Annotated in this window: 24 protein-coding genes; 14 read left to right on the top strand and 10 right to left on the bottom strand. The window is 74.4% G+C overall.

All coding sequences use genetic code 11. From position 1 onward, the window contains the following. Positions 1-1,788 carry an AMP-binding protein gene (locus tag ACI797_RS12035; protein ID WP_456858849.1) on the bottom strand — a complete coding sequence of 596 codons (1,788 nt, stop codon included), beginning with the start codon at positions 1,786-1,788 and terminating at the stop codon, positions 1-3. A gap of 88 nt (positions 1,789-1,876) precedes the next feature. After that, entirely contained in the window at positions 1,877-2,737 is an 861-nt protein-coding gene (locus tag ACI797_RS12030) for an SGNH/GDSL hydrolase family protein (RefSeq protein ID WP_456858848.1), read from the bottom strand. A 121-nt stretch (positions 2,738-2,858) separates the two neighbouring features. Here ACI797_RS12030 and ACI797_RS12025 point away from each other — a divergent pair, with 121 nt between their 5' ends. The 3 genes from ACI797_RS12025 (at position 2,859) to ACI797_RS12015 (ending at position 6,203) form a co-directional block, all read left to right on the top strand. Further along, a complete protein-coding gene (locus ACI797_RS12025) occupies positions 2,859-3,539 on the top strand; it encodes a cytochrome b/b6 domain-containing protein (protein WP_456858847.1) in 681 nt (226 codons plus the stop codon). Positions 3,540-3,621: 82 nt separating this feature from the next. After that, the gene (locus tag ACI797_RS12020) at positions 3,622-5,769 is read left to right on the top strand and encodes a SpoIIE family protein phosphatase (RefSeq protein ID WP_456858846.1); all 2,148 of its coding nucleotides are present in this window, start codon (positions 3,622-3,624) and stop codon (positions 5,767-5,769) included. Beyond that, positions 5,766-6,203 carry an ATP-binding protein gene (locus tag ACI797_RS12015; protein ID WP_456858845.1) on the top strand — a complete coding sequence of 146 codons (438 nt, stop codon included), beginning with the start codon at positions 5,766-5,768 and terminating at the stop codon, positions 6,201-6,203. Before ACI797_RS12020 ends, ACI797_RS12015 begins: the two co-directional genes overlap by 4 nt. On the opposite strand, the gene paaZ is transcribed toward ACI797_RS12015, so the two are convergent. Genes paaZ through paaK form a run of 3 tightly spaced genes read right to left on the bottom strand, consistent with a single transcriptional unit; the run spans position 6,196 to position 10,203 of the window. Next, positions 6,196-8,247 carry a phenylacetic acid degradation bifunctional protein PaaZ gene (paaZ, locus tag ACI797_RS12010; protein ID WP_456858843.1) on the bottom strand — a complete coding sequence of 684 codons (2,052 nt, stop codon included), beginning with the start codon at positions 8,245-8,247 and terminating at the stop codon, positions 6,196-6,198. The genes ACI797_RS12015 and paaZ overlap by 8 nt on opposite strands. Positions 8,248-8,257: 10 nt before the next feature. Then, on the bottom strand, positions 8,258-8,866 hold the full coding sequence (locus tag ACI797_RS12005) for a TetR/AcrR family transcriptional regulator (RefSeq protein ID WP_456858842.1): 609 nt from the start codon (positions 8,864-8,866) through the stop codon (positions 8,258-8,260). Beyond that, positions 8,863-10,203 carry a phenylacetate--CoA ligase PaaK gene (gene paaK, locus ACI797_RS12000; protein WP_456858841.1) on the bottom strand — a complete coding sequence of 447 codons (1,341 nt, stop codon included), beginning with the start codon at positions 10,201-10,203 and terminating at the stop codon, positions 8,863-8,865. The genes ACI797_RS12005 and paaK overlap by 4 nt, the downstream gene beginning before the upstream one ends. A gap of 210 nt (positions 10,204-10,413) precedes the next feature. On the opposite strand from paaK, the gene paaA reads away from it, so the two are divergent. The 5 genes from paaA to paaE are packed head-to-tail and all read left to right on the top strand — an operon-like array spanning position 10,414 to position 14,276. Further along, complete coding sequence (gene paaA, locus ACI797_RS11995; RefSeq protein ID WP_456858840.1) at positions 10,414-11,373, top strand: 1,2-phenylacetyl-CoA epoxidase subunit PaaA; 960 nt, start codon at positions 10,414-10,416, stop codon at positions 11,371-11,373. A 5-nt stretch (positions 11,374-11,378) separates the two neighbouring features. Then, positions 11,379-11,735 (top strand): 1,2-phenylacetyl-CoA epoxidase subunit PaaB, encoded by a 357-nt coding sequence (gene paaB / locus ACI797_RS11990; protein WP_456538942.1) that lies wholly within the window; start codon positions 11,379-11,381, stop codon positions 11,733-11,735. A gap of 55 nt (positions 11,736-11,790) precedes the next feature. After that, positions 11,791-12,699, top strand: a complete 909-nt coding sequence (paaC, locus tag ACI797_RS11985) for a 1,2-phenylacetyl-CoA epoxidase subunit PaaC (protein ID WP_456858839.1) — start codon at positions 11,791-11,793, stop codon at positions 12,697-12,699. Positions 12,700-12,704: 5 nt separating this feature from the next. Continuing rightward, a complete protein-coding gene (gene paaD, locus ACI797_RS11980) occupies positions 12,705-13,199 on the top strand; it encodes a 1,2-phenylacetyl-CoA epoxidase subunit PaaD (RefSeq protein WP_456858838.1) in 495 nt (164 codons plus the stop codon). Continuing rightward, entirely contained in the window at positions 13,200-14,276 is a 1,077-nt protein-coding gene (gene paaE, locus ACI797_RS11975; protein WP_456858837.1) for a 1,2-phenylacetyl-CoA epoxidase subunit PaaE, read from the top strand. It begins immediately after the preceding gene. 39 nt (positions 14,277-14,315) lie between these two features. On the opposite strand, the gene ACI797_RS11970 is transcribed toward paaE, so the two are convergent. Beyond that, positions 14,316-14,819, bottom strand: coding sequence for a DinB family protein (locus tag ACI797_RS11970; protein WP_456858836.1), 504 nt, complete (start codon positions 14,817-14,819; stop codon positions 14,316-14,318). 50 nt (positions 14,820-14,869) lie between these two features. Between ACI797_RS11970 and ACI797_RS11965 the strand changes: the two genes are divergently transcribed. Next, a complete protein-coding gene (locus tag ACI797_RS11965; RefSeq protein WP_456858835.1) occupies positions 14,870-15,268 on the top strand; it encodes a VOC family protein in 399 nt (132 codons plus the stop codon). A gap of 100 nt (positions 15,269-15,368) precedes the next feature. Here ACI797_RS11965 and ACI797_RS11960 read toward each other — a convergent pair whose 3' ends face one another. From ACI797_RS11960 to ACI797_RS11945, 4 genes are read right to left on the bottom strand one after another with little or no spacing between them, the layout of a single operon-like run. Beyond that, positions 15,369-16,961: a TIGR03086 family metal-binding protein gene (locus ACI797_RS11960; protein WP_456858834.1), complete on the bottom strand. Its 1,593-nt coding sequence runs from the start codon at positions 16,959-16,961 to the stop codon at positions 15,369-15,371. Beyond that, the gene (locus ACI797_RS11955; RefSeq protein WP_456858832.1) at positions 16,958-17,635 is read right to left on the bottom strand and encodes a hypothetical protein; all 678 of its coding nucleotides are present in this window, start codon (positions 17,633-17,635) and stop codon (positions 16,958-16,960) included. The genes ACI797_RS11960 and ACI797_RS11955 overlap by 4 nt, the downstream gene beginning before the upstream one ends. A gap of 12 nt (positions 17,636-17,647) precedes the next feature. After that, positions 17,648-18,325, bottom strand: a complete 678-nt coding sequence (locus ACI797_RS11950; RefSeq protein ID WP_456858831.1) for a hypothetical protein — start codon at positions 18,323-18,325, stop codon at positions 17,648-17,650. After that, positions 18,322-18,627: an antibiotic biosynthesis monooxygenase gene (locus ACI797_RS11945; protein WP_456858830.1), complete on the bottom strand. Its 306-nt coding sequence runs from the start codon at positions 18,625-18,627 to the stop codon at positions 18,322-18,324. Before ACI797_RS11945 ends, ACI797_RS11950 begins: the two co-directional genes overlap by 4 nt. A gap of 84 nt (positions 18,628-18,711) precedes the next feature. Between ACI797_RS11945 and ACI797_RS11940 the strand changes: the two genes are divergently transcribed. The 5 genes from ACI797_RS11940 to fahA are packed head-to-tail and all read left to right on the top strand — an operon-like array spanning position 18,712 to position 25,031. Next, on the top strand, positions 18,712-20,055 hold the full coding sequence (locus ACI797_RS11940; protein WP_456858829.1) for a cytochrome P450: 1,344 nt from the start codon (positions 18,712-18,714) through the stop codon (positions 20,053-20,055). Positions 20,056-20,064: 9 nt separating this feature from the next. Further along, on the top strand, positions 20,065-21,027 hold the full coding sequence (locus tag ACI797_RS11935; RefSeq protein ID WP_456858828.1) for an MBL fold metallo-hydrolase: 963 nt from the start codon (positions 20,065-20,067) through the stop codon (positions 21,025-21,027). Further along, entirely contained in the window at positions 21,024-22,598 is a 1,575-nt protein-coding gene (locus ACI797_RS11930; RefSeq protein ID WP_456858827.1) for an FAD-dependent monooxygenase, read from the top strand. The genes ACI797_RS11935 and ACI797_RS11930 overlap by 4 nt, the downstream gene beginning before the upstream one ends. 22 nt (positions 22,599-22,620) lie before the next feature. After that, the gene (locus tag ACI797_RS11925; RefSeq protein WP_456858825.1) at positions 22,621-23,838 is read left to right on the top strand and encodes a cupin domain-containing protein; all 1,218 of its coding nucleotides are present in this window, start codon (positions 22,621-22,623) and stop codon (positions 23,836-23,838) included. Continuing rightward, on the top strand, positions 23,835-25,031 hold the full coding sequence (gene fahA, locus ACI797_RS11920) for a fumarylacetoacetase (protein ID WP_456858823.1): 1,197 nt from the start codon (positions 23,835-23,837) through the stop codon (positions 25,029-25,031). Before ACI797_RS11925 ends, fahA begins: the two co-directional genes overlap by 4 nt. Positions 25,032-25,039 lie beyond the last annotated feature (8 nt).

Below are 25,039 nucleotides of genomic sequence, written 5' to 3'. Positions count from 1 at the left end.
TCACCGCACGACGACCCGTGCCGGCGGCGGGTCGGCGGTGAGCAGGGCGACGAGGTCGGCCCGGCGGTCGCGGACGGCGGCCTGGTTGACGTAGCCCTTGTCGGTGATCTCACCGGCGTCGAGCTGCGGCGGTTCGGTGAGGACGAGCAGCCGCTCGACGGTCTGCGAGGAGCCGCCGCCCTCGGCGGCCAGCCGGGCCATCGTCGCCGCCAGCTCGTCCCGCAGCGACCCCTCCGGCACGGCGTCCGCGTCGACCCGGCCGGCGTGCGCGGGGGCCAGCCAGACCAGCGCGGTGACGTGGTCGCCGTCCTGGCCGCAGAGCACCGCGTCGGCCAGCAGACCCTGCGACGCCGAGAGCAGCTTCGGCCGCAGCGTCCCCACGCTGACGAACGTGCCGGTGGAGAGCTTGAAGTCCTCGGCGATCCGGCCGCGGAACACCAGCCCGGCCGCCGGGTCGTCCGGGTCGGCCGGCGCCACGGCGTCGCCGGTGCGGAAGAACCCCTCCTCGTCGAACGCGGCGGCCGTGAGCTCGGGCGCGCGGTGGTAGCCGGGCGTGACGTTCGGGCCCTTCACCCGGATCTCCCGCTTCTCGCCCACCGGCACCAGCGCCACCTCCACCCCGGGCAGCGGCACGCCGAGCACGTCGCTGCGGGTGATCGGGAAGTGCGCGCTGGTGGCCGCCGGGGCGGTCTCGGTCAGCCCCCACGAGGTGGTCATCCGCATCGACCCGCCGTGCCGCGTGTTGAGCGCCTCGAGCCGGTCCCACAGCTGCTGCGGCAGCGCCGCGGCGGCGAAGAACCCCAGCCGCAGCCGGTCGAGGAACGCCCGCGCCAGGTCGTCGTCGCCCTCCAGCAGGGGCAGCAGCGCGGCGTAGCCGGCGGGCACGTTGAAGTACAGCGTCGGCCGGACGTCGACCAGGTTGCGCGCGGTGCGGCCGATCAGCGGCGGGGCGGGCCGGCCGTCGTCGATCCACAGCGACCCGCCGTGGGTCAGCACCATGTCGAGGTTGTGGTTGCCGCCGAAGGTGTGCGACCAGGGCAGCCAGTCGAGCAGCACCGGCGGCTCGTCGTCGAGGAACGGCCACACCTGGCGCATCTGCTGCTGGTTCGCAGCGAGCATGCCGTGCGTGTTCACCACGCCCTTCGGCGTCCCGGTCGACCCGGAGGTGAACAGGATCTTGGCGACGTCGCCGCCCTCGAGGCCGGCGCAGCGCCGGTCGACGGCGTCGGTCGGGTCGGCGCCGAACGACTCCGGCGTCAGCACGCCGTCCCGGCTGAGCACCGTGCGCCCCTGCCCCACGGCCGCCACCGCCGCGGCGTACGACGCGTCCTCCGCCACCACCAGCCCGGGATCGGCGAGGTCGGCCATCGCCCGGAGCTTGGCGTGGTCGGTGCTCTGCAGGGAGTACGCGACGCTGGTCGGCACCACGGGCGTCCCCACGGTCATCGCCGCCAGCGTCACCGCCAGGTGCAGCCGGGAGTTGCCCGAGAGGACCATGACCGGTCGCCCGCTGAGCTCGCGGTCGAGGAGCCCCTGCGCCAGCCGGTCGACCAGCGCCCGGACCTCGCCCCACGTCCAGCTCGCCCACTCACCCTCCGGGCCCCGCTCGGCGACCAGCAGCCGGTCGGGATGGGCCTCGCTGTGCGCGCGGAAGGAGTGGACGACGCTCGCCGGGTGCTCCCCCAGCGGCTCGGTCGAGCGGATGTGCAGCCGGCCGTCGGGCCGCTGCTCGGCCTCGATCCGCGGCGGCGCGAACGTGGCCGGCCGTTCGGCGGTGGACGTGGTCATCGCTGGACCTCCTGGCCGAGCACGCCGAGGTGCTCCGAGGCCATCCAGCCACCAGCGGGCCGCCCGATCAAGACGGCGCGGCGCCCGCTCAGGCCCGGCCGAGCACCGCCATCGCCTGCGCGGCCATGGCCCGTTCGCCGAGCGCGTTCGGGTGCACGATCACCGCGTTGGTGCCGTGCAGCACCGGCTCGATCCAGCGGACGCCCAGCGGCGCGCAGGCGTCGTGGCCCTCGGAGACCTGGTCCATGTCCACGTACGTCACGCCGGTCGCCGCGGCCGCCCGCCGGACCGCGTCGTCGAGCGTCGCCTGCAGGCTGCGCAGGTAGGGGACGTCGCCCTCGGCCACCGGCATGCGGTCGAAGCAGCCGCCGGTCTCGGGGAGGATCCACGGGTAGCCGAGGATCGCCACCTCGGCGTCGGGCGCGGCGGCCCGGACGGCGGTGAGCGCCTCGACCAGCGCCGGGTAGGTCGTGGTGCGCACGGTGTCCTCGAAGGAGGAGCCGTAGCGGTCCCGGCACGGGCTCCCCCGGCCGAGCGTCGAGGCGCCGGCCAGCCCGCACTGCACGATCGAGGTGATGAAGACCCCGCTGTCGTTGCCGCCGATCGTCATGGTGACCAGCTCGGCGTCGGGGAGGACCGCGGCCAGCTGCGGGGCCACGCCCGGGTGCTGCGCCGCGGTGAAGTCGCCGGTGTCGGCGCCGCCGCAGGTCACGTCGGTCAGCTGCGCGCCGGTCGCCGCGGCGATCACGTGCGGGTAGTTGCGCGTGGAGCGCAGGCACTGCGGCGCCGCGGTCGGATCCGGCGGCAGCACGCCGGAGGCCGCGCTGTACGAGTCGCCGAGCGCGACGTAGCGGAGGGGGTCGTCCCCGGCCGCTGCGGCCGGGGCGGTGGCGACCGCGCCCACGACGGCGGCGGCGGCGAGCAGGCAGGAGGCGAGGCGGGATCGCACGGGCTCCTCCGATGGAGGCCGTGGGCGGTGTGCGCTGACCAACGGCCGAGCCGGGCGGGGGTTACGCACGAGCAGGTGAACGGGCGGGCGACCCCCGGTCCTCCGCCCTACCGTGACCGGCGTGACGACCACGGGGACCTGGCCGCGCCGGCTGCGCCTGCGCAACGGCCCGCACGGCTACGGCCTGGTCAGCAAGGCGCTGCACTGGCTCACCGTCGCCGCCCTCGCCGGTCAGTTCGCCGTCGGCTGGGCGATGGACCTCGACGAGGGCCTCGACCGCGAGGACGACCGGCTCGACGCCGAGGCCGACGCTCGGGAGGAGGCGGCCGAGGAGCAGGGCGAGGCCGCCGAGGAGGCGGCCGAGGCCGAGAGCGAGCGGGTCGAGGACGCCTTCGACGCCCGCGAGGACGACGAGGCGGCCGCCGTCCTCACCGACGTCGTCCGGGGCGACGCGTTCGACGACGGGTTCACCCTCGCCGAGCTGCACGTCGCGCTCGGCCTGCTGGTGGTCGTCCTGGCGCTGGTCCGGCTGCTCTGGCGGCGCACCACCCCGCTGCCGCCGTGGGCCGAGCACCTCAGCCCGGGCGAGCGGCGGCTGGAGGGCCGGCTCGAGAAGGCGCTGCTGCTGCTCCTCGTCGTCGTCCCGGCCACCGGGCTGCTGCTCGTGGCCGCCGGCACCGGCTGGCTGCCGGTGCACGTCGCCGGCCAGGTCGCGCTGCTGGCCGCGATCGCCGCCCACGTCGGGCTGGTGCTCAGGCACACCGTCGTCCGGCGCAACCGGCACCTGGCCCGCATGCTGTGAGTCCCGCGCGGCGGGAGTGACCACCGCGGACCCTGGATACTCAGGGGCCGTCGGGTCGTCCGGCGGGTGCAGAAGGGCTGGAGTGGACGAGAGCAGCGGCGCGCGATCGGGAGAAGAGACGGCGGACGTCGGGCCGGACGACCCCGGCGACGAGTTCCACCTCGACGACCTCGCGGCCAGGCTCCGCGGCGAGCTCGCCCTGCACGCCGCCCGCATCGGCACCTTCGACTGGGACCTGGTCTCCGGCGAGCTCGACTGGGACGACCGGCTGCTGCAGATGTTCGGCTACGGGGCCGACGAGGAGTTCGACCGCACGATCGGGGGCTTCAACGCCCGGTTGCACCCGGACGACCTGCCCACCGTGTCGAGCGCCCTGCAGGTGGCGATCGAGACGTGCGGGGACTTCGACGCGGCCTACCGGGTGGTCCGCCCGGACGGCGGGGTCCGCTGGGTGTCCGCGCGCGGCCGGGCGCTGTGCGATCCGCACGGGACGGCGACCCGGCTGCTCGGTGTCGCATCGGACGTGACCGCGCAGCGCGGCAGCGACCTGCGGGTGGCCCGCGTGCTCGAGGCGATGCCCGCCGGCTTCTACTCGCTGGACGCCGGGTGGCGGTTCACCTACGTCAACGCCGAGGCCGAACGGCTGCTCGCCCGCGGCCGGGACGAGCTGCTCGGCTCGGTCATCTGGGAGGCGTTCCCCGCGGCGCGGGGCTCGGTCTTCGAGGACAGCTACCGCCGGGCGGCGGCCTCGCAGCAACCGGTCAACTTCGACGCCTACTACCCGCCCCCGCTGGACGGCTGGTACGAGCTCCGCGCCTGGCCCAGCCCGGAGGGCCTGTCCGTCTACTTCCTCGAGGTCACCGAACGCCGCCGCGCCGAGGTGGACGCCCAGCGGGCCAACGCCCGGCTGTCGCTGCTGGCGCAGGTCAGCAGCGAGCTCGCGGCCTCGCTGACCGCCGACGTGGCCACCCGCCGGATCCCCCGGCTGGCCGTCCCCACGCTGGCCGACGGGTGCATCGTCAGCGTCCTCGACGGGCACGGCCACCCGCGCGACGTCGGCAGCTGGCACCGCGACCCGCACGCGCGCCCGCTGCTGGCCCGCTACGGCCGCGCCCGGCTGGAGGCCCTGCCCACCATCGCCGCCGTCGTCCGGTCGTTCGAGACCGGCGAGGTCATCGACGTGACCGGCGAGGAGGCCCTCGGGCTGACCCCGGCGGGCGAGGCCAGGGAGCTGCTGACGCAGCTGGCACCGACCTCGGCTGTCGCGCTGCCGCTGCGCGGCCGGGGCCGCACCCTGGGCCTGCTCACCCTCCTCTACGACAAGGGTCGGCGGCCGGCCGACGGGGACCTGGCCACCGCCCAGGACGTCGCCGACCGCACCGGGCTGGCACTGGACAACGCCCGGCTCTACGGCCAGCAGCAGCAGCTGGCGCTGCAGCTGCAGCGGTCGATGCTCACCGCGCCGCCGGAGCCGGACCACGCCGAGATCGTCGTCCGCTACCTGCCCGCGTCGGAGGCGGCCGCGGTCGGCGGCGACTGGTACGACGCCTTCCTGCAGTCCGACGGCGCGACGATGGTGGTCATCGGCGACGTCGCGGGGCACGACACCGCCGCCGCGGCCACCATGGGCCAGCTGCGCAGCCTGCTGCGCGGGATCGCCACCAGCAGCGAGGCCGGGCCCGCGGAGCTGCTGAGCAAGCTGGACAGCTCCATGTCCCTGCTCCAGGTGCGGACCCTCGCCACCGCCGCCGTCGCCCGCTTCGAGCAGACGCCCGACGAGCTGGCCCGCGGCGTGACCCGCATGCGGTGGGCCAACGCCGGGCACCCGCCGCCGTTCGCCGTTACCCCGGGCGGCGAGGTCACCGCGCTCGCCACGCTGCCGGCCGAGCGGCTGCTCGGCGTCGACCCCGACGTCGCGCGCACCGAGTCGGTCGTCAGCCTCGACCGCGACGCGACCGTGCTGCTCTACACCGACGGCCTGGTCGAGCGGCGCGACGCCGACCTGGACACCGGGCTCGCCCAGCTGCGCTCCGCGCTGACCGAGCTCGCGCACCTGTCGCTCGACGAGCTCTGCGACGCCGTCCTCGACCGGCTCGTGCACGGCCGTCCCGACGACGACGTCGCGCTGGTCGCCGTCCGGCTGCACCGGCAGGACCGGCCCCGGCCGGCCGAGGCGGGACCGAACCGGGTGCCGGACGGCGTCCCGGACGACCCGGCGACGGGCTCGTGAACGCGCCGCTGTGGCGGCGGGCGCGGCCCCCGCGCCTGCGCACCGAGCTCTTCGCCTGCGACGTGACGGCGCCCGCCGACCTGACGCTCGCCCGTGGGCGGCTGCACCGGGAGGTGCTCCGCCGCCCGGTGCCGACCGGATCCGCGGGGGTCGACGTCGACCGGTTGCTGCTGACCTTCGAGGAGCTGGCCTCGAACGGGCTGCGCCACGGCCGGCCCCCGGTCCGGGTCGTGGTGAGCCAGGACGACGACGGCTGGCTCGTCGACGTCACCGACGCCGCGACCGACCGCACCCCCACCCCGGCGGTCGGCCGGGATCCCGCGCACGGCGGCCTGGGCCTCTACCTGGTCGCCCGGCTGAGCGCCACCCACGGCTGGTGGGCCGAGGGCCGGCGCAAGCACGTCTGGGCCTTCGTCCAGGCGGCGCTCAGCTGACCGACGGCGGCCAGGTCTTGGCGACCATGGTGAGGACGTCGTACGTCGCGACCGGCTTGCCCTCGCCGTTGACGACGACGGCGTCCCAACGGACCTCGCCGTGGTCGGCGCCGCCGCGCGGGCTGATCTGCTTGGCGGTGAGGGTGACCGTGAGCTCCTCCCCCGGCTTGACCGGCGTGAGGAACCGCAGGTTGTCCACGCCGTAGTTGGCCAGCACGGGCCCCGGTGCGGGGTCGACGAACAGCCCGGCCGCCCACGAGACGATCAGGTAGCCGTGCGCCACCCGTCCGCCGAACAGCGGGTTGGCCGCGGCGGCCTCCTCGTCCATGTGGGCGTAGAAGGTGTCGCCGGTGAACTCGGCGAAGTGCTCGACATCCTCCAGCGTGACCACGCGCGGGCCGGCGGTGACCGAGTCGCCGATGCGCAGCTCGGCCAGCGACTTGCGGAACGGGTGCACGCCGTCGTCGGTGCGTTCCGCCCCCGTGACCCAGCGGCCGCTGATCGCGGTGAGCTGGTCGGGCGAGGCCTGCACGGCGGTGCGCTGCATGTGGTGCAGCACGCCGCGGATGCCGCCGAGCTCCTCGCCGCCGCCGGCGCGGCCCGGGCCGCCGTGCACGAGCACCGGCAGCGGCGAGCCGTGGCCGGTGTTTTCGCTGGCGTCGTCGCGGTCGAGCACGAGGATCCGGCCGTGCGCGTGCGCGGCGCCCAGCACGAACTCCCGCGCGAACTCCCGGTCGTGGGTGACCACCGAGCCGACCAGGCTGCCCTGGCCGCGGGCGGCGAGCTCGACGGCCTGCGCCACGCCGTCGTAGGGCAGCACCGTGCTCACCGGGCCGAACGCCTCGACGTCGTGCGGCTCGGCGGCGGCCGGGTCGTCGCAGCGCAGCAGCAGCGGCGGGAGGAAGGCGCCGCGGTCGCGGTCGGCGCCGACCACCTCGAAGGACCCGGGGTCGCCGGCGACCAGCTCGGCGACACCGCGCAGCGCCTTGAGCGAGCGCAGCACCTCCTCGCGCTGGTCGAGGCTCGCGAGCGCGCCCATGGTGACGCCCTCGGCACCGGGCGCGCCGACGACCACCTTCGCGAGCTTCTCGCGGGTCGCCTCGACGACGTCGTCCACGAGGTCCCGGGGCACGAACGCCCGGCGGATCGCGGTGCACTTCTGGCCGGCCTTGACGGTCATCTCGGTGACCAGCTGCTTCACGAACAGCTCGAACTCGGGGGTGCCCGGGGTCGCGTCGGGCCCGAGGACGGCGCAGTTGAGCGAGTCGGCCTCGGCGTTGAACCGCACGCTGCTCGCCACCACGGCGGGGTGGCTGCGCAGCTTGCGGGCGGTGGCGGCCGAGCCGGTGAAGAACACGAGGTCCTGGCCGGCCAGGCCGTCGAGCAGCCCGGCCGGGCTGCCGGCCAGCAGCTGCAGCGAGCCCTCGGGCAGCAGGCCGGAGTCGACGACCGCCCGGACGACGGCCTCGGTGAGGTAGGCGGTCTGGCTGGCCGGCTTGACGATCGTCGAGACGCCGGCGAGGAAGGCGGGCGCGAACTTCTCCAGGAAGCCCCAGACCGGGAAGTTGAACGCGTTGATCTGCACCGCGACGCCGCGCAGCGGGGTGTACAGGTGCTGGCCCACGAAGGTGCCGACCTTGCTCAGCGGCTCGACCGCGCCGTCGAGGACGACGGTGTCGTCGGGCAGCTCCCGGCGTCCCTTCGACGCGTAGGACAGCACGGTGCCGAACCCGCCGTCGACGTCGACCGCGCTGTCGCGGTCGGTGGCGCCGGTGCGGCGGGACAGCGCGTAGAAGGCGTCCTTGTCGGCCAGCAGCCGCAGGCCCAGCTGCTTGAGCAGGCCGGCCCGCTGGTGGAAGGTCAGCTCCCGCAGCGCCGGCCCGCCCACGGTGCGGGCGTGGTCGAGCATCGCGGCGACGTCGAGCCCGGTGCTGCTGATCCGGGCGACGGTCTCGCCGGTCACGGCGTCGGCGATCGGGGTGCCGTCGTCGGGCGCGGCGTACCAGCGGCCGGCGGTGTAGCTCTCGAGCAGGGGTGCGGTCACGGGGGCCTCCTCAGTGCTTGCGCAGGCCGTCGAAGGTGGTGGCGACGACGGCGTCGGCGAGCGCGGCGGCGTCCAGACCGCGCTCGGGCCGGTACCACTCGGTCAGGGAGTTGACGGTGCCGAACAGCAGCCGGCTGGTGACGGCGGGGTCGACGTCGGGCCGCACGTCGCCCTCGTCCTCGGCGGCGCGGACCAGGTCGGTGACGATGCGGTCGAACTCGCGGCGGCGGGCCAGCGCGGCCTGCTCGACCTCGGAGTTGCCGCGCACCCGCAGCAGCAGGGTGACGAACGGCAGCTCGTCGACCAGCACGCGCACCGAGCCGCGGACGACGTGCTCCAGCCGGCCGATCGCCGGCCCGGTGGTGGCGCCGGGCTGCTCGGTGACGGCGAACAGCCCGTCCAGCGCCCGGTCGAGCGCCAGCCGCAGCAGCTCCACCTTGCTAGGCACGTGGTGGTAGATCGCCGACTTGGTGACCCCGAGCCGGGCGGCGAGCTCCTCCATGCTCGTGGCGTCGTAGCCGCGCTCGTTGAAGACGGCGACGGCGACGTCGAGCAACGACTCCAGCGAGTGCCCGGGCCGCCCGCGCCGGGCCGGCGCGGCGTTCTCGGTGGCCGTCACGCGCGGTCCCGGTGGTCGGCCAGCCGCTGCAGCTTCCCCACCGACCGGGCGAGCGTCTCCGGGTCGACGACGAGCACCTCGATGCTGGTGCCGACGGTGTCCTTGACGCCCTTGGCCACCTCGGCCGCGGCGGCCTCCCGGCGCTCGGCCGGGCAGTCGGGCCGGGCCTCGATCCGGCAGATCAGGTGGTCCATCCGGCCGCGGGTGACCAGCTCGAGGGCGAAGTGCGGGGACAGGCCCGGGGTGCGCAGCACGATCTCCTCGATCTGGGTCGGGAAGAGGTTCACGCCGCGCAGGATGATCATGTCGTCGGTGCGGCCGGTGATCTTCTCCATCCGCCGCATGCCCGGGCGGGCCGTGCCCGGCAGCAGCCGGGTGAGGTCACGGGTGCGGTAGCGGATGACCGGCATGGCCTCCTTGGTCAGGGAGGTGAAGACCAGCTCGCCCTGCTCGCCCTCGGGCAGCACCTCGCCGGTCGCCGGGTCGATGACCTCCGGGTAGAAGTGGTCCTCCCAGACGTGCAGGCCGTCCTTGGTCTCGACGCACTCCTGGGCGACGCCGGGGCCCATGACCTCCGACAGCCCGTAGATGTCCACGGCGTGGATGCCGGCGCGCTCCTCCATCTCGCGGCGCATCTGCTCGGTCCACGGCTCGGCGCCGAAGATGCCGATCTCCAGCGAGCTCGCCCGCGGGTCCATGCCCTGCTTCTCGAACTCGTCGAGGACGGTGAGCATGTACGACGGCGTCACCATGATCACCCGGGGCTCGAAGTCGCGGATGAGCTGGACCTGGCGCGGGGTCATGCCGCCCGACACCGGGATCACGGTGCAGCCGAGCTTCTCCGCGCCGTAGTGCGCGCCGAGGCCGCCGGTGAACAGGCCGTACCCGTAGGCGTTGTGGAGCTTGTCGCCCGGCCGGCCGCCGGCCGCCCGGATCGACCGCGCCATCACCGTCGCCCAGGTGTCGACGTCCTTCTCGGTGTAGCCGACCACGGTGGGCTTGCCGGTGGTGCCGGACGACGCGTGCACCCGGCGCACCTGGTCCTGGGGGACGGCGAACATGCCGAAGGGGTAGTTGTCGCGCAGGTCGGCCTTGCTGGTGGTCGGGAACTTCGCGAGATCGGCCAGCTCGCGGCAGTCGTCGGGGTGCACGCCGGCGGCGTCGAAGGCGCGGCGGTAGTGCGGCACGTTGTCGTAGGCGTGGCGCAGCGTCCACCGGAGGCGCTCGAGCTGGAGGGCGCGCAGCTCGTCGACGCCGAGCCGCTCCACGTCGTCCAGCAGCCCCGGCTCGGGCGCGCTGCCCAGGTGCCGGCTCGTCTCGCTCGTGGTGGCGGTCATGGCGGGGGCCTCCGTGGTTCTCACAGCGTCGTCGCCGGCGGCCGGCAGGGCGCACCGCCCCCCAAATACCGACCAGATGGTCAGGTAACCAACTCTCCCCGGGCGGGTGCTGTCAAGTCCTGGCTCGGCCCGCTTGTGCGCCGCGGCGGGATGGGGCACACTCATTACCGACCATCCGGTCAGTAAATGACGGATCCCGAGGGGACGAGGATGTCCGCGCCCACCCTGGAACGGCCCGACGAGACCACGCTGCAGCAGCAGTTCGACGCGACGATCGCCGCCGACCACCGGATCGAGCCGCGCGACTGGATGCCCGAGGGCTACCGGAAGACGCTGATCCGGCAGATCGCGCAGCACGCGCACTCGGAGATCATCGGCATGCAGCCCGAGGGCGACTGGCTGCTCGCCGCCCCGAGCCTGCGGCGCAAGGCGATCCTGCTGGCCAAGGTGCAGGACGAGGCCGGGCACGGCATGTACCTGTACTCAGCCGCCGAGACCCTCGGCGCCGACCGGGCCGACCTCACCGACAAGCTGATCGAGGGCAAGCAGAAGTACAGCTCGATCTTCAACTACCCCACGCTGACCTACGCCGACGTCGGCGTCATCGGCTGGTTCGTCGACGGCGCCGCGATCTGCAACCAGGTGCCGCTGTGCCGCTCCTCCTACGGGCCCTACGCCCGGGCGATGATCCGCATCTGCAAGGAGGAGTCGTTCCACCAGCGGCAGGGCTTCGAGCTGCTGATGACGATGATGCGCGGCACCCCCGAGCAGCGGGCGATGGTGCAGGACGCCGTCGACCGGTGGTGGTGGCCGTCGCTGATGATGTTCGGCCCGCCCGACGACGACAGCCCGAACAGCGCGCAGTCGATGGCGTGGGGCATCAAGCGGCACAGCAACGACGAGCTGCGCCAGCGCTACGTCGACATGTCGGTCCCGCAGGCCGAGGTGCTCGGCGTGACCCTGCCCGACCCGGAGCTCTCCTACGACCCCGAGACCGGCCACTACCGGTTCGGCACGATCGACTGGGACGAGTTCAAGCAGGTCGTGTCCGGCCACGGCCCGCGCAACGCCGAGCGGATCGCCCGGCGCCGCGCCGCCCGCGACGAGAACGCCTGGGTCGTCGAGGCGGCCGCCGCCTACGCGGCGAAGCACGAGGGGTCGGCCGCGTGAGCGAGATGACCAGCGAGGGCGGGCACGGCGCCGTCCCCACGTCGGCCGACGTCCCGGTCGAGCCGAAGCCGACCGTCAGCCGGCGCGACTGGCCGCTGTACGAGGTGTTCGTGCGCGGCAAGCGGGGGCTCAACCACGTGCACGTGGGGTCGCTGCACGCCCCGGACGACGAGATGGCCGTGCACGCCGCGCGCGACCTGTACACGCGGCGCAACGAGGGCGTGAGCATCTGGGTGGTCAAGGCCGCCGACATCACCGCGTCCAGCCCCGACGAGAAGGACCCGATGTTCGCCCCGAGCGGCGACAAGGTCTACCGCCACCCCACGTTCTACGAGATCCCCGAGAACGTCCCCCACATGTGAAGCGGAGTGGATCCGTGCGGGTCACCTGCGCGGATCCACTCCGGTAGGAGCTCCCGTGCACGAAGAGACCGTCTACGACGCGCTGAGCAACGCGCACGACGACGCGGGGCACTGGGCGTTCGGCACCGGCTTCGACGACCCGCTGGCCGGCGTCGACACCACGGTGCCCGACGGCGTCGACCCCGCCGACCTCGGCGTCTACTGCCTGATGCTCGGCGACGACGCCCTCGTGCTCGCCCAGCGGCTGACGCAGTGGATCACCAACGCGCCGGAGCTCGAGGAGGAGGTCGCGATCGGCAACACCGCCCTCGACCTGCTCGGCCAGGCGCGGCTGCTGCTGGCCCGCGCCGGCTCGGCCGGCGTCCTCGGCCGCTCCCGGCAGCTGGCCACCGACTCGATCCCCAACGAGGACGCCCTCGCCTACTTCCGCGACCCCGACGAGTTCCGCAGCACCGGCCTGGTCGAGGCCCCGAACGGCGACTTCGCGCAGACGATGGTCCGCCTGCTGGTGGCCGCCTCGGTGCGGCTGGCGGTGTTCGCCCGGCTGCGGGAGTCCCGCGACCCGGTCCTCGCGGCGATCGCCGCCAAGGGCGTCAACGAGCTGGCCTACCACCGCGACCACGCCGCGCGCTGGGTGCTGCGGCTGGGCGACGGCACCGAGGAGTCGCACCGCCGCGCCCAGGCCGGCGCCGAGGCGGTCTGGCCGCTGCTGGCCGACGTGTTCACCGCGACCGACGTAGAGCAGCGGCTGACCGCGGCCGGGGTCGCCGTGGACCCGGCCGACGTCCGGGACGAGGTGCGCGAGGTGCTGACGACGGTGCTTGAGCGCGCCACCCTCACGGTGCCGGAGTGGCCGGCCGGCGCGCCGCCGCGTGGGCGGGCCGGGCAGCACGGCGAGGAGCTCACCGAGCTGCTCGCCACCCTCCAGGGCCTGGCCCGCGAGCACCCGGCGGCGACGTGGTGACCGCCGTGCTGACCGACCCCCGCGCGGTCGCCGGGACGGTGACCGACCCCGAGCTGCCCATGCTCACGCTGGCCGACCTCGGGGTGCTGCGCGACGTCCGCGTCGAGGACGGCACCGTCGTCGTCGAGATCACCCCGACCTACACCGGCTGCCCGGCGATGGGCGTCATGCGCGCCGACCTCGTCCTCGCGCTGCACGAGGCCGGGTTCGCCGACGTCGACGTCCGCACCGTCCTCTCCCCCGCCTGGACGACGGACTGGATCAGCGCCGCGGGCCGCCGCAAGCTCGCCGCGGCCGGCATCGCCCCGCCCGGGACGGCGCCGGTGCGCCCCGCCGGGCCGATCCCGCTGCAGCTGGGCCCCACCCGGCGCACCGCCGCCTGCCCGCAGTGCGGCTCGGCCGACACGGTGGAGCAGAGCGAGTTCAGCGCCACCGCCTGCAAGGCACTGCGCCGCTGCCGCGCGTGCGGCGAGCCGTTCGAGCACGTCAAGGAGATCTGAGTGAGCGCGCCGACGCGACGCCGTCCCCAGTTCCGCCCGCTCAAGGTCGCGAAGATCGAGCAGCTCACCGACGACGCGGTCGCGGTGACCTTCGACGTCCCCGACGAGCTGGCCGACGACTACGCGTTCAAGCCCGGGCAGGCGCTCACCCTGCGCCGGGTGGTCGGCGACCGCGACGAGCGGCGCTCCTACTCGATCTGCGCGCCGGTGGGCGCGCCGCCGCGGGTCGGGGTCCGCGAGGTGCCGGGCGGCTTCTTCTCCGCCTACCTGGTGCACGAGGTGCGGCCGGGCGACGAGATCGAGGTGCTGCCGCCGTCGGGGACGTTCACCGCGGACCTGTCGGTGCCCGGGCACCACGTGTTCGTCGTCGCCGGCTCGGGCATCACGCCGGCGATCAGCCTGGCCGGCTCGGTGCTGCGCGACGGGGAGTCGACGGTCACCGTCTTCTACGGCAACCGGCGCACCAACACGGTCATGTTCGCCGACGAGCTGGCCGACCTGAAGGACCGCTACGGCACCCGCCTGCAGCTGGTGCACGTGCTCTCGCGCGAGCCGCGCGACGCCGAGCTGACCAGCGGCCGGCTCGACGGCGAGCGGCTGCGCACGCTGGTCGACGCGTTCGTCGACGTCGAGCACGTCGACCACTGGTGGCTGTGCGGTCCGCACGGGATGGTCGAGGACGCCCGCGCGCTGCTCGGTGAGCTCGGCGTCGCCCGGGACAAGGTGCACCAGGAGCTCTTCTACGTCGACGACGTCCCGCCGCAGCCGGTCCGCGGCGACGACCAGACCGTCGAGGGCCCCAGCAGCCAGGTGACCGTCGTCCTCGACGGCCGGACCACCACCCTGGCGCTGCCCAAGGACGAGCCGGTGCTCGACTCGGCGCAGCGGGTGCGCTCCGACCTGCCGTTCGCCTGCAAGGGCGGCGTGTGCGGCACCTGCCGGGCGAAGGTCACCGACGGCGAGGTCGAGATGCGCCGCAACTACGCCCTCGAGCCCAACGAGGTCGAGGCCGGCTACGTGCTCACCTGCCAGACGCTCCCGCTCTCCGACGCCGTCACCGTCGACTTCGACGCCTGACCCCGCAGCCGGCGGCGCCCGGGCCGTCGCTTGTTCCGATCACTCGGTCAGCACCAGCCAGGTGCGGCCGTCGATCAGCTCTCGAACGGCGTCCAGGTGGCCGGCGTGGGTGGCGGTCTCGACGATGACGGCGAGGACCGTCTGCCGGACGTCGCGCACGGGCAGGCCGGGGAAGAGCTCGGTGGGCCACCAGGCCGGTTCCGCGTCGAGCGCGCGATCACCGATCACCGCGTCGGCACGCGCGGCCTCGTCGCGGTACAGGGCGAGGACCTCGTCGCCGGTCATGCCGTGGGGCACGCGCCATCCGCCGTCCCCCGAATCGAGTTCCACCTGCTCGCCGGCGAGGACGGCCCGGAACCAGAAGCGCTCCACGTCGACGGCGAGGTGCTTGACCAGGCCCAGGCAGGACCAGCCCGACGGCAGCACCGGACGCCGCAGCTCCTCGTCGGAGAGACCGTCGAGGATGCCCAGGACGTGTTCGCGCTGCGACCGGAGGGCGGCGAGCAGGGCGGTCTTCTCATCGATCAGTTCTGGTCGGGACACCGGTCCTCCACTGCGACGATCACCGCACCAGTAGACCGGAGGTTCCCCACGTGAGCCCGTCGTTCACCGGCCTCGGGGCCGTCACCCTGTTCGTCGAGGACCTGCCGCGGACGGCGGACTTCTACCGGGACGTCTTCGGCCTCGAGCCGGTCGTCGAGGACGAGAACTCCACCGCGTTCCGCTTCGGGAGCACGATCCTCAACCTGCTCCGTGTCCAAGCGGCTCCGGAGCTGATCGAGCCGGCGCGGGTGGCGCCGTCGGACGCCGGGTCGCGAGTCCAGTTCACCATCTGGGTGCCGGATGTCGACGCCGTGTGCGGCGAGCTCGCCGACCGGGGCGTCGAGCTGCTCAACGGTCCGCAGGACCGCACGTGGGGGCAGCGGACCGCCGCGTTCGCCGATCCCGCCGGTCACGTCTGGGAGGTCGCGCAAACGCTGCAGCCGGGCTGAGCACCGCGCTGATGCGCACGCGTGCGGCATCCCGCGCCCGGATCACCGCATCCGTGCGCACGAGAGCGTCAACGTAGTCCGCCGGCGGACACCGAGCCCCCTACGGTGTCCGCCCCAGGAAGGCGGCGAGGCGGGTCCAGTCGTCGGCGCCGGCGGGCACCGGAACCGGGGCGGCGAACGCGGCGCCGCGACCCCGCAGCGACGCCGGGACGAGCCGCTCGGCGATGTGCAGCGCGGGGACCGCGAGCCCGTCGTCGAGCACGGAGACGCGCCCGGTGGCCACGGCCAGGTCGTGCGCGTGCACCACCAGCTCGAGCACGAACCCCGAGAGGACCGCGGGCGCCGGCAGCAGCCCCCACGCCACCTCCAGGTCGCCCTCGGCCACCTCGTCGTCGGCCCACGCCTCCTCGGCCGCCCGCGCGGCGGCGGCGAACGAGGCAGCCCACCCGGCACCGGGGCGGGACCGCCGTCGGCTCCCGGCCACCCGCCCGGCCTTCTGGACGGTCGCGACGAGGTGCCGCAGCAAGGCCTCCACGTCCCAGTCGGCGCACGGGGTGGGCCGGCGGAGCTGGTCGGGCGACACCCCCTCGACCACCCGCTGCGCCGTCGCCATGGCGCGGGAGAACAGCTCCCGGACGCCGGGCTCCGGGGGCCACCGCGCCGGCAGGCCGAACAGCCGGCGGGTGTTGCCCTCCAGCAGCGCCCGCAGCGTCTCCGCCGGCAGCCGCCGGGCCAGGCGCAGCAGGCCGCCGTTGTAGGTCTCGGTCAGCTCGACGTTCGGCGGCGTGCGCACGTAGTGGGCGGGCCCGTCGACGGCGGCGTCGGAGCCGAACAGCACGCGGTCCGGGCCGACCTCGTCGATCAGCAGCTCGACCTCGGCCGACCGGCACCACGACGTCTCCAGGTGCAGGTTCGGCAGCTGCTGCGCGTGCCGGGCCGCGCGCCGCCGGCCTTCCGGGAAGCCGAGGAAGGTGTGGTACAGCACGAACGGCACGTCGGGGTGCCGCTCGGCGAGCCGGCGCACGAGGTCGGGGTCCGACGGGCCGGGCGCGGTGTGCACCGTCGCCGGCACGCCCGCCTCGGCGGCGACCCGCAGGAACGGGTCCAGCAGGGGCGAGTCGGCCGGGTACTCGTCGTAGCTGGGGTGGAACTTCAGCCCGGCGGCGCCGTCGGCCAGCCGCCGCCGGACCTCGTCGACGTCCGGCCCCTTCGGCCCGACCCAGACCAGCCGGGTCAGCCAGGGCACGCCCTCGGCCACCTCGTCGACGAACGCGTTGTCCTGCCAGGACACCAGCCCGTGCGTCATCCCGCCGGAGGCCAGCGCCACCCGCAGGCTGTCGAAGCCCATCGGCTCCAGCCCCCGCACCCGGGCGTGCACGTGGGAGTCGACCGGGTCGAGCCCCAGCCAGAGCCGGTAGTCCGCGGTGCCGTTGTTGTCCCACTCGCCGTCGTCGGTGGCGACGGCGCCGTCGAGCAGCAGGTGCCCGTCGGTGCCGGGCACCTCCCCCGTCCACGTGCCGTCGTCGTCCCGCTCCAGGGGGACGGCGACGAACGGCGGCCCGGCACCGTCGAAGCCGAGGTGCAGGTGCAGCGGGCGGTCGGCGCCGGCCAGCGGGCCGCGGTAGCGGACCCGGCCGGCGGGCGTCCGCTCCCCCGCCGGCGTGTCCCAGCTCAGCGGGAGGCCGGCGGTCACAGCGTCAGGCGCCACCCCCGGCCGCCGTCGTCCGCCCACACCTCCTCGTCCTCGCCGTCCGGGTGCCCGGTCCGGACGAGGTGGACGACGTAGCGCACCTCCGCGCCGCGCGGCCCCCACACCAGGCCGCGGAAGACGTGCGGCAGCGGCTGGGCCTGCATGAACTCGTGGATCGGCGCCGGCTCGGCCGGCGCGCCGGCGCCCGGGTCCTCGAACGGCAGGCCGTCCATGGCGGCCGCGGTGTAGTTCGGGGCGGCGAGCGCCGGGTCGCCCGGGGAGACGCCCCAGGCGATGCCGACGTGGGTCCACCGGCCGTCGTCGTCCACGTGGCTGACCTCGCGGGCGACGATCTCCTCGGTGAACACCGGCGAGCTCACCCAGTCGGTCCCGCGGACGACGAAGAAGAAGTGGTGCAGCAGGTACTCGCGGCTGCCGTCGAGCTGTCGCGGCGCCTCGATGACCGCCATGCGCAGGCGGGGCGCGGTCTCGCTCGGCGTCATGACGCGGGAGTCGGCCTCCTCCCAGTCCGGCTCCTCCCCCGGGCGGGTCCAGGCGAAGTGCAGCTGCACCATCTCGATGCCCGGGGCCGGGTCGAACCAGGTCTTGCGCAGGCCGAACAGCTGCTCGGACTCGGCACGGCGCGCCTCGGTGGCGGCCGCTCGCAGTTCGGTCACGGAACTCCCGTCCTAGAGGTGGTGGACCCACCAGCTGTCGCCGCCCGGTGCCGAGCGCCCGTCCGGGCCCAGCCAGAACTCGTCCTTCTCCTCGGGCGGGTACATCCGGCCGACGTGGTACTGCTGCACGAGCGTGGCGCCGCGCGGGCCGTACATGCGCGAGCGCCAGCGGTGCGGTCGTTCCAGTGACTGCAGCATGTGGAACTTGTCGTGGTGGAACCGTTCCTTGTCCCAGTACGAGTAGTACCTCGTGGCGCGGTACGGCGAGTCGGCCGGGAACCGCGGGTCCTCCATCGGGCTGTAGACCGGCGCCGACCAGTCCCCCACCGACCAGTAGATGCAGATGTTCGTCGTCCAGCCGTGGTCGTCGACGTACTCGAGGTCGCGGTAGACGATGTCCTCGGTGAACAGGTCAGTAGTCCAGCGGTGCCCGTCCTGGTAGACCTCGAAGTAGTAGTGGAACCGGTACTCGGGCGTGTGCCACCCGTGCTCCATGTCCCACACCTCGCGCGGCATCCGCAGCACCTTGAGCCGCGTGCGCGGGAAGCCGCCGCGGTCCTCGAGCACCCGGGACTCGTGGCCCCACGACCAGTCCGGCCACTGCCCCGGCGGCGTGTTCACGTAGTGGATGAGCACCTGCTCGACGCCGGCCTCCTGGTCGGTCCAGCCCTTGGGGTAGTACCAGCTCACGGCCGTCCCCCCGCACCGGTCCGGATCTCCTCGTAGGTCCGGATGCTCGGGGTGCCCATCAGCAGCTCGGGCAGGGCGCGGTAGAACTCGCGCGTCACATCGCGGTCGAGGTAGCGCTGCATGTCCTCGACGGTGGCCCAGCTGGACACCGCCATCACCTGGTCACCGCTGCGCAGCGCCTGGGAGAACAGGGCCCCCGGCGCGGCGGCCACCACCTCGTCGTTCTGGCGGACCAGCAGCTCCGCCACGCGCTCCACGGCGCCCGGACGGGCCCTCGCCTCGAGGATGCGGAACACGGCCATGACGCCCTCCTCGCCGGCTCAGCCGGGCACGGTGGCCATACCGTAGGAGGCCGGGCCGCAGGTGCGCAGGTCGAAGGAGCCGACATGTCCGACGTGACCCCGCTCGTCGACCCGGCGACCTACGAGGAGGGGCCGCCGTTCGAGCTGCTCCGGCGGCTGCGCGCCGAGGCGCCCGTGACCTGGGTCGGGGAGCCGGCGCTGCACGGGCTGCCCGCCGGTCCCGGGTTCTGGCTGGTGCTCCGGCACGGCGACGTCGAGCGCGTGCTGCGCGACCCGGCCACGTTCTCCTCGTGGCTGGGCGCGACCCAGGTCCGCGACGCCGCCGACCTGGCCTGGGTGCGCCGGATGATGCTCAACATGGACCCGCCGGAGCACTCCCGGCTGCGGCGGCTGCTGTCCCGCTCGTTCACCCCGCGGGCGGTCGCGGCGCTGACCGCCTCGATCGAGGCGACGGCGGAAGGGCTGGTCGACCGCATGGTCGCCGGCGCCGCCGAGGGGGTCACCGACTTCGCCAAGGACGTCGCCGCCGACCTGCCGCTGCTCACCCTCGCCGACGTCCTGGGCGTGCCGGCCGAGGACCGCTGGCTGCTGTTCGACTGGTCCAACCGGGTCATCGGCTGGCAGGACCCCGACTACGCCGTGTCGGCCGCGTTCGACGGCACGGGCGGGACGGCGATGGCGCGGGAGGCGCTCGCCGCCCGGCCACGGCCCGACGCCGACGGGCGGATGCCCGACCCGCGCACCCGGGCCGGCATGCCCGACCTCTACCTCTACGCGGGGCTGCTCGCCGAGCAGAAGCGCCGCTCCCCCGGGGACGACGTCATGTCGATCCTCCTGGCCGAGCGGGACGACGACGGCGGCCGGGTCAGCGACGCCGAGTTCGAGAACATGTTCTGGCTGTTCGCCGTCGCCGGGAACGAGACGCTGCGCAACGGCCTGCCCGGCGGGCTGATCGCGCTGCTGCAGCACCCCGGGCAGCTGGCCGCCGTCCGCGCCGACCCCTCGCTGCTGCCCTCCGCCGTCGACGAGATGCTGCGCTGGTGGACGCCGGTCATGGTGTTCCGCCGCACCGCCACCGCCGACGTCGCGCTCGCCGGCACGCGGATCGGCGCCGGCGACAAGGTGGTCGTCTCCTTCACCTCCGCCAACCGCGACGAGGCCGTGTTCGCCGACCCCGACCGCTTCGACGTCCTCCGGGCGCCCAACCCGCACCTGTCCTTCGGGCACGGCCCGCACTTCTGCCTCGGCGCGCAGCTGGCCAAGGCGCAGATGCGGGCGCTGTTCGGCGCGCTGCTGCGGCGCACGAGCACGCTCGAGCTCGACGGCGAGCCGGCGCTGCTGCGGTCGAACTTCCAGCGCGGGGTCAAGCGGCTGCCCGTCCGGTGGACGGCGGCGGACGGGGTGTGGCCGCGGTCACGGACTGCTTAGGCTCGCTCCATGGTCGCCAAGCCGTTCGCCTCCTCCGCCGACCTCGGCGTCAAGGCGCAGACCCTCGAGGTGCTCGCCGACGGCGTGTACGCGCTGACCGCGGAGGGTGACCCCAACCTCGGCGCGATCGAGGGCGAGGACTTCCTCGTCTGCTTCGAGGCCCTCGCCACCCCCGTCGCCGCCCGCCGCTGGCTGGCCAAGCTGCGCGAGCACACCGACAAGCCGGTCCGCTACCTGGTGCTCAGCCACTACCACGCCGTCCGCGTCCTCGGCGCCAGCGCGTTCGACGCCGAGGTGGTCGTCAGCAGCGAGCAGACCAAGCACCTCATCGCCGAGCGCGGCCAGCAGGACTGGGAGAGCGAGTACGGCCGCATGCCGCGGCTGTTCGAGGAGCCCGAGTCGATCCCCGGCCTGACCTGGCCGACGCTGACCTTCCGCGACAGGCTGACCATCGAGCTCGGCGGCGACCGCGGCGAGCTGGTCCTGGAGTTCCTGGGCCGCGGGCACACCGAGGGCGACATCGTCGCCTGGCTGCCGAGGCAAGGGATCTGCTTCGCCGGCGACCTGGTCGAGTCGCAGGCCGCGCTCTACACCGGCGACGCGTTTCACTTCGACTGGGCCGCCGGCACCCTCGACCGGGTCAAGGCGCTGGGCGCCCAGCAGTTGATCGGTGGTCGCGGCAGGATCGCCCGGGGCCGCGACGAGGTGGATGCCGCGATCGAGCAGACCCGCGACTTCCTGCTCACCATGCAGCGCACGGTGGGCGAGGTCCACCGTGCCGGCGGGACGCTCAAGCAGGCCTTCGACGCCGCGCACGCCGCGCTGGCCCCGCAGTACGGCGCGTGGCCGATCTTCGAGCACTGCCTGCCCTTCGACGTGCAGCGGCTGTGGGACGAGTTCGACGGCGTCGAGCGCCCGGTCATCTGGACGGCGGAGCGCGACCGCCGGGTCTGGGACGAGCTGCAGGGATGAGCTCCCCGGTCGTCGTCCTCGGCTGCGGGCCCGTCGGGCAGACCGCGGCGCTGCTGCTCGCCCGGTGGGGCCTGGACGTCGTCGTCCTCGACGGCCGTCCCGGGCGGGACCCGGTCGGCAGCAAGGCGATCTGCCAGCAGCGCGACGTCCTCGACGTCTGGGACGCCGTGGGCGTCGGGAGCGAGATCGCCCGCCGCGGCGTCACCTGGACGACCGCGCGCACCTTCCACCGCGACCGCGAGCTGTTCTCGTTCACCTTCACCGACCGCGGCCGCTCCCCCTTCCCGCCGTTCGTGAACGTCTCGCAGTCCGAGACGGAGGCGCTGCTCGACGAGCGGCTCGCCGGCGAACCGCGGATCGAGGTCCGGTGGGAGCACGCGGTCACCGGGATCGCCCAGGACGACGCCGGCGTCACGGTCACGTGCGCCAACGGGGCGACCGTCCACGGCTCGTTCGCCGTCGCCTGCACCGGGCCGCGCGGCGACGTCGTCCGGGCGGAGCTGGGCCTGGCGTTCGAGGGCCGGACGTTCGGCGACCGCTTCCTGATCTGCGACATCCGCACCGACCTGCCGGGCTGGGAGACCGAGCGGCGGTTCTGGTTCGACCCGGAGTGGAACCCCGGCCGGCAGGTGCTCGTCCACCCCTGCCCCGACTCCACGTTCCGCATCGACTGGCAGGTGCCGCCGGACTTCGACCTCGCCGCCGAGCAGGCCTCCGGCGGCCTGGACCGCCGGATCCGCCAGGTCGTCGGCGACCGCCCCTACGAGGTGGTGTGGAAGTCGGTCTACCGCTTCTCCTCCCGCGTGGTCGACCGCATGCGGGTGGGCCGCGTGCTGGTCGCCGGCGACGCCGCGCACCTGTACTCGCCGTTCGGCGCGCGCGGCCTGAACTCCGGGGTGCTCGACGCCGAGAACGCCGCCTGGAAGATCGCCTTCGTCGCCCGCGGCTGGGCCCCGGCCGAGCTGCTGGAGAGCTACCACGCCGAGCGGCACGCCGCGGCGCTGGAGAACCTCGACGTCACCAGCGCGACCATGCGCTTCCTCGTGCCGGGCAGCGACGAGGAGGCCCGCCACCGGCTCGACGTCCTCGAGCGGGCCGCGACCGACCCCGCCGCCCGGGCGCAGGTCGACTCCGGCCGGCTGGCCGAGCCGTTCTGGTACGTCGGCTCGCCGCTGACCACCCCCGACCCGCGCCGCCCGTTCGCCGGCCGGCCCGCCCGTGGCGAGGTCCCCGTCCCGGCACCCGGCGTGCTCGTGCCCGACTGCCCGGTCACCGTGCCGGGCCGGCCGGACCTCGTCCGGCTGCGCCAGCTCGCCCGCGCGGGCGTCACCGTCCTGGTCGGGGACGACGCCGCGCCGCCCGCGGACCTGCCCGCCGAGCCGCCGGTCGCGGTGCACCGGATGGGCGACCTCGACCCGACGCCCGTGCTGCGCGAGGCGCTCGGCGCGCGCCCCGACGAGCTCTGGGTGCTACGACCCGACGCCCACGTGGCCGCCGTCTGCACCCGCGCCGCCGACGTCGCCCCCGCGGTGGCGCGGCTGCTCGCCCGCAACGTCCCCGTCCCGGCCTGACCGCACCAGGAGGCATCCACCGATGACGTTCTACCGGCAGGTGGGCGAGATCCCGCCGAAGCGGCACACCCAGTTCCGCCGTCCCGACGGCGGCCTGTACTCCGAGGAGCTCATGGGCGAGGAAGGCTTCTCGTCGGACTCCTCGCTGCTCTACCACCGGGGCATCCCGTCGGCGATGGTCGACGCCCGCCCGTGGGAGCTGCCCGACCAGGCGACCACGCCGAACAGCCCGCTGATTCCGCGGCACCTGAAGCTGCACGACCTGTTCCCCGGCGAGGAGCACAAGGCGGTCGACCCGGTCACCGGCCGGCGGCTCGTGCTGGGCAACGCCGACGTGCGCATCTCCTACGCGGTCAGCAGCCTGCCCAGCCCCTACTACCGCAACGCCACCGGCGACGAGTGCGTCTACGTCGAGCGCGGCAGCGCCACCGTGGAGACGGTGTTCGGCGCGCTGGAGGTCGGGCAGGGCGACTACGTGGTCCTCCCGCGGGCGACGACGCACCGGTGGATCCCGGCCGGGGACGAGCCCCTGCGCACCTACGCGATCGAGGCCAACAGCCACATCGCCCCGCCGAAGCGCTACCTGTCGCGCTACGGGCAGTTCCTCGAGCACGCGCCGTACTGCGAGCGCGACCTGCGGGCGCCCGCCGAGCCGCTGACCGTCGAGGGCGGCGACAGCTCCGGGGATGTCGAGGTGTACGTCAAGCACCGCGGCGACGGCCCCGGCGGGCTGGCCGGCACCGTGCACGTCGTCCCGGAGCACCCGTTCGACGTCGTCGGCTGGGACGGCTGCCTCTACCCCTACGCGTTCAACGTGGCCGACTTCGAGCCGATCACCGGCCGGGTGCACCAGCCGCCGCCGGTGCACCAGGTCTTCGAGGGGCAGAACTTCGTCATCTGCAACTTCGTGCCGCGGAAGGTGGACTACCACCCGCTGGCGGTGCCGGTGCCGTACTACCACTCCAACGTCGATTCCGACGAGGTCATGTTCTACGTCGACGGCGACTACGAGGCCCGCAGGGGCTCGGGCATCGGCAAGGGCTCGATCAGCCTGCACCCCGGCGGGCACTCGCACGGCCCGCAGCCGGGTGCCGTGGAGCGCGCGCTCGGCGTGGAGGCCTTCGACGAGCTCGCCGTCATGGTCGACACCTTCCGGCCGCTCGCGCTCGGCGAGGGCGGGACGGCGGTGGACGACGGGAAGTACGCCTGGACCTGGTCGGGCCGGGGTCCCTCGGCGTGACCTGGCTGGACCTCCCCGACGGCACCGGCTTCGGTCTCGACAACCTGCCCTACGGCGTCTTCTCCTGCCGGGACGGCGTCCGGCGCACCGGCATCGCGGTCGGCGACTCCGTGCTCGACCTCGGCGGGCTCACCGAGGACCCGGTGCACCTCACCGGCTCGCTCAACGCCTTCCTGGCGCTGGGGCCGCGGGCCTGGCGCGAGCAGCGCGAGCAGGTGACCGACTGGCTCACCCAGCCCTCGCACCGGCGCGCGGTCGAGGAGCACCTGATCCCCCGCGACGAGGTGGCGCTGCACCTGCCGGTCGAGGTGGCCGACTACGTCGACTTCTACAGCTCCCGGCACCACGCCGAGAACCTCGGCCGCATGTTCCGGCCCGATTCCGAGCCGCTGACGCCGAACTGGCGGCACCTGCCGATCGGCTACCACGGCCGCGCCGGCACCGTCGCCGTCTCCGGCACCCCCGTCGTCCGCCCCTCGGGCCAGCGCAAGGCGCCGACCGACGACGCCCCCACCTTCGGGCCCTCGCAGCGGCTGGACATCGAGGCCGAGGTCGGCTTCGTCGTCGGCACGGGATCCGACCTCGGCACGCCGGTGCCGCTCGGCGACCTCGCCGAGCACGTCTTCGGCGTCTGCCTGGTCAACGACTGGTCGGCCCGCGACCTGCAGGCCTGGGAGTACGTGCCGCTCGGCCCGTTCCTCGGCAAGTCCTTCCTCACCTCGGTCTCGCCGTGGGTGGTGCCGCTGCCCGCGCTCGAGGCGGCCCGCGTGCGCCCGCCCGAGCGCGACGTGCCGCTGCTGCACTACCTCGACGACGCCGGCACCGAGCCGTGGGGGCTGGACCTCCGGCTCGAGGTGCGCCTGAACGGCGAGCTGGTCAGCTGCCCGCCGTTCGACCTCATGTACTGGACGCCGGCCCAGCAGCTGGCGCACATGACCGTCAACGGCGCCAGCCTGCGCACCGGCGACCTGTTCGCCTCCGGCACCGTGTCCGGTCCCGAGCGCGACCAGCGCGGCTCGTTCATCGAGCTGTCCTGGGGCGGCCGGGAGCCGCTGACCCTCGCCGACGGCTCGACCCGCACGTTCCTCGAGGACGGCGACGAGGTGGTGATCAGCGCGACCGCCCCGGGCACCGGCGGCGCGCGGATCTCCCTCGGCGAGGTCGCCGGCCGGGTCGAGCCGGCGCGCGGCTGAAGGGGTCG

The organism is Geodermatophilus sp. SYSU D00691 (assembly GCF_054050275.1).
The sequence above is the reverse complement of the archived record's forward strand: the minus strand, read 5'-3'. Positions and strand labels throughout refer to the sequence as shown.

What these genes read in the sequence shown, in the direction of transcription:
- paaK (WP_456858841.1), bottom strand. Translation starts at nt 10,203, where the DNA reads ATGACCGCCACCACGAGCGAGACGAGCCGGCACCTGGGCAGCGCGCCC.
- ACI797_RS11930 (WP_456858827.1), top strand. Translation starts at nt 21,024, where the DNA reads ATGAGCTCCCCGGTCGTCGTCCTCGGCTGCGGGCCCGTCGGGCAGACC.
- ACI797_RS11945 (WP_456858830.1), bottom strand. Translation starts at nt 18,627, where the DNA reads ATGGCCGTGTTCCGCATCCTCGAGGCGAGGGCCCGTCCGGGCGCCGTG.
- paaB (WP_456538942.1), top strand. Translation starts at nt 11,379, where the DNA reads ATGACCAGCGAGGGCGGGCACGGCGCCGTCCCCACGTCGGCCGACGTC.
- paaA (WP_456858840.1), top strand. Translation starts at nt 10,414, where the DNA reads ATGTCCGCGCCCACCCTGGAACGGCCCGACGAGACCACGCTGCAGCAG.
- ACI797_RS11935 (WP_456858828.1), top strand. Translation starts at nt 20,065, where the DNA reads ATGGTCGCCAAGCCGTTCGCCTCCTCCGCCGACCTCGGCGTCAAGGCG.
- ACI797_RS11925 (WP_456858825.1), top strand. Translation starts at nt 22,621, where the DNA reads ATGACGTTCTACCGGCAGGTGGGCGAGATCCCGCCGAAGCGGCACACC.
- ACI797_RS11940 (WP_456858829.1), top strand. Translation starts at nt 18,712, where the DNA reads ATGTCCGACGTGACCCCGCTCGTCGACCCGGCGACCTACGAGGAGGGG.
- ACI797_RS12035 (WP_456858849.1), bottom strand. Translation starts at nt 1,788, where the DNA reads ATGACCACGTCCACCGCCGAACGGCCGGCCACGTTCGCGCCGCCGCGG.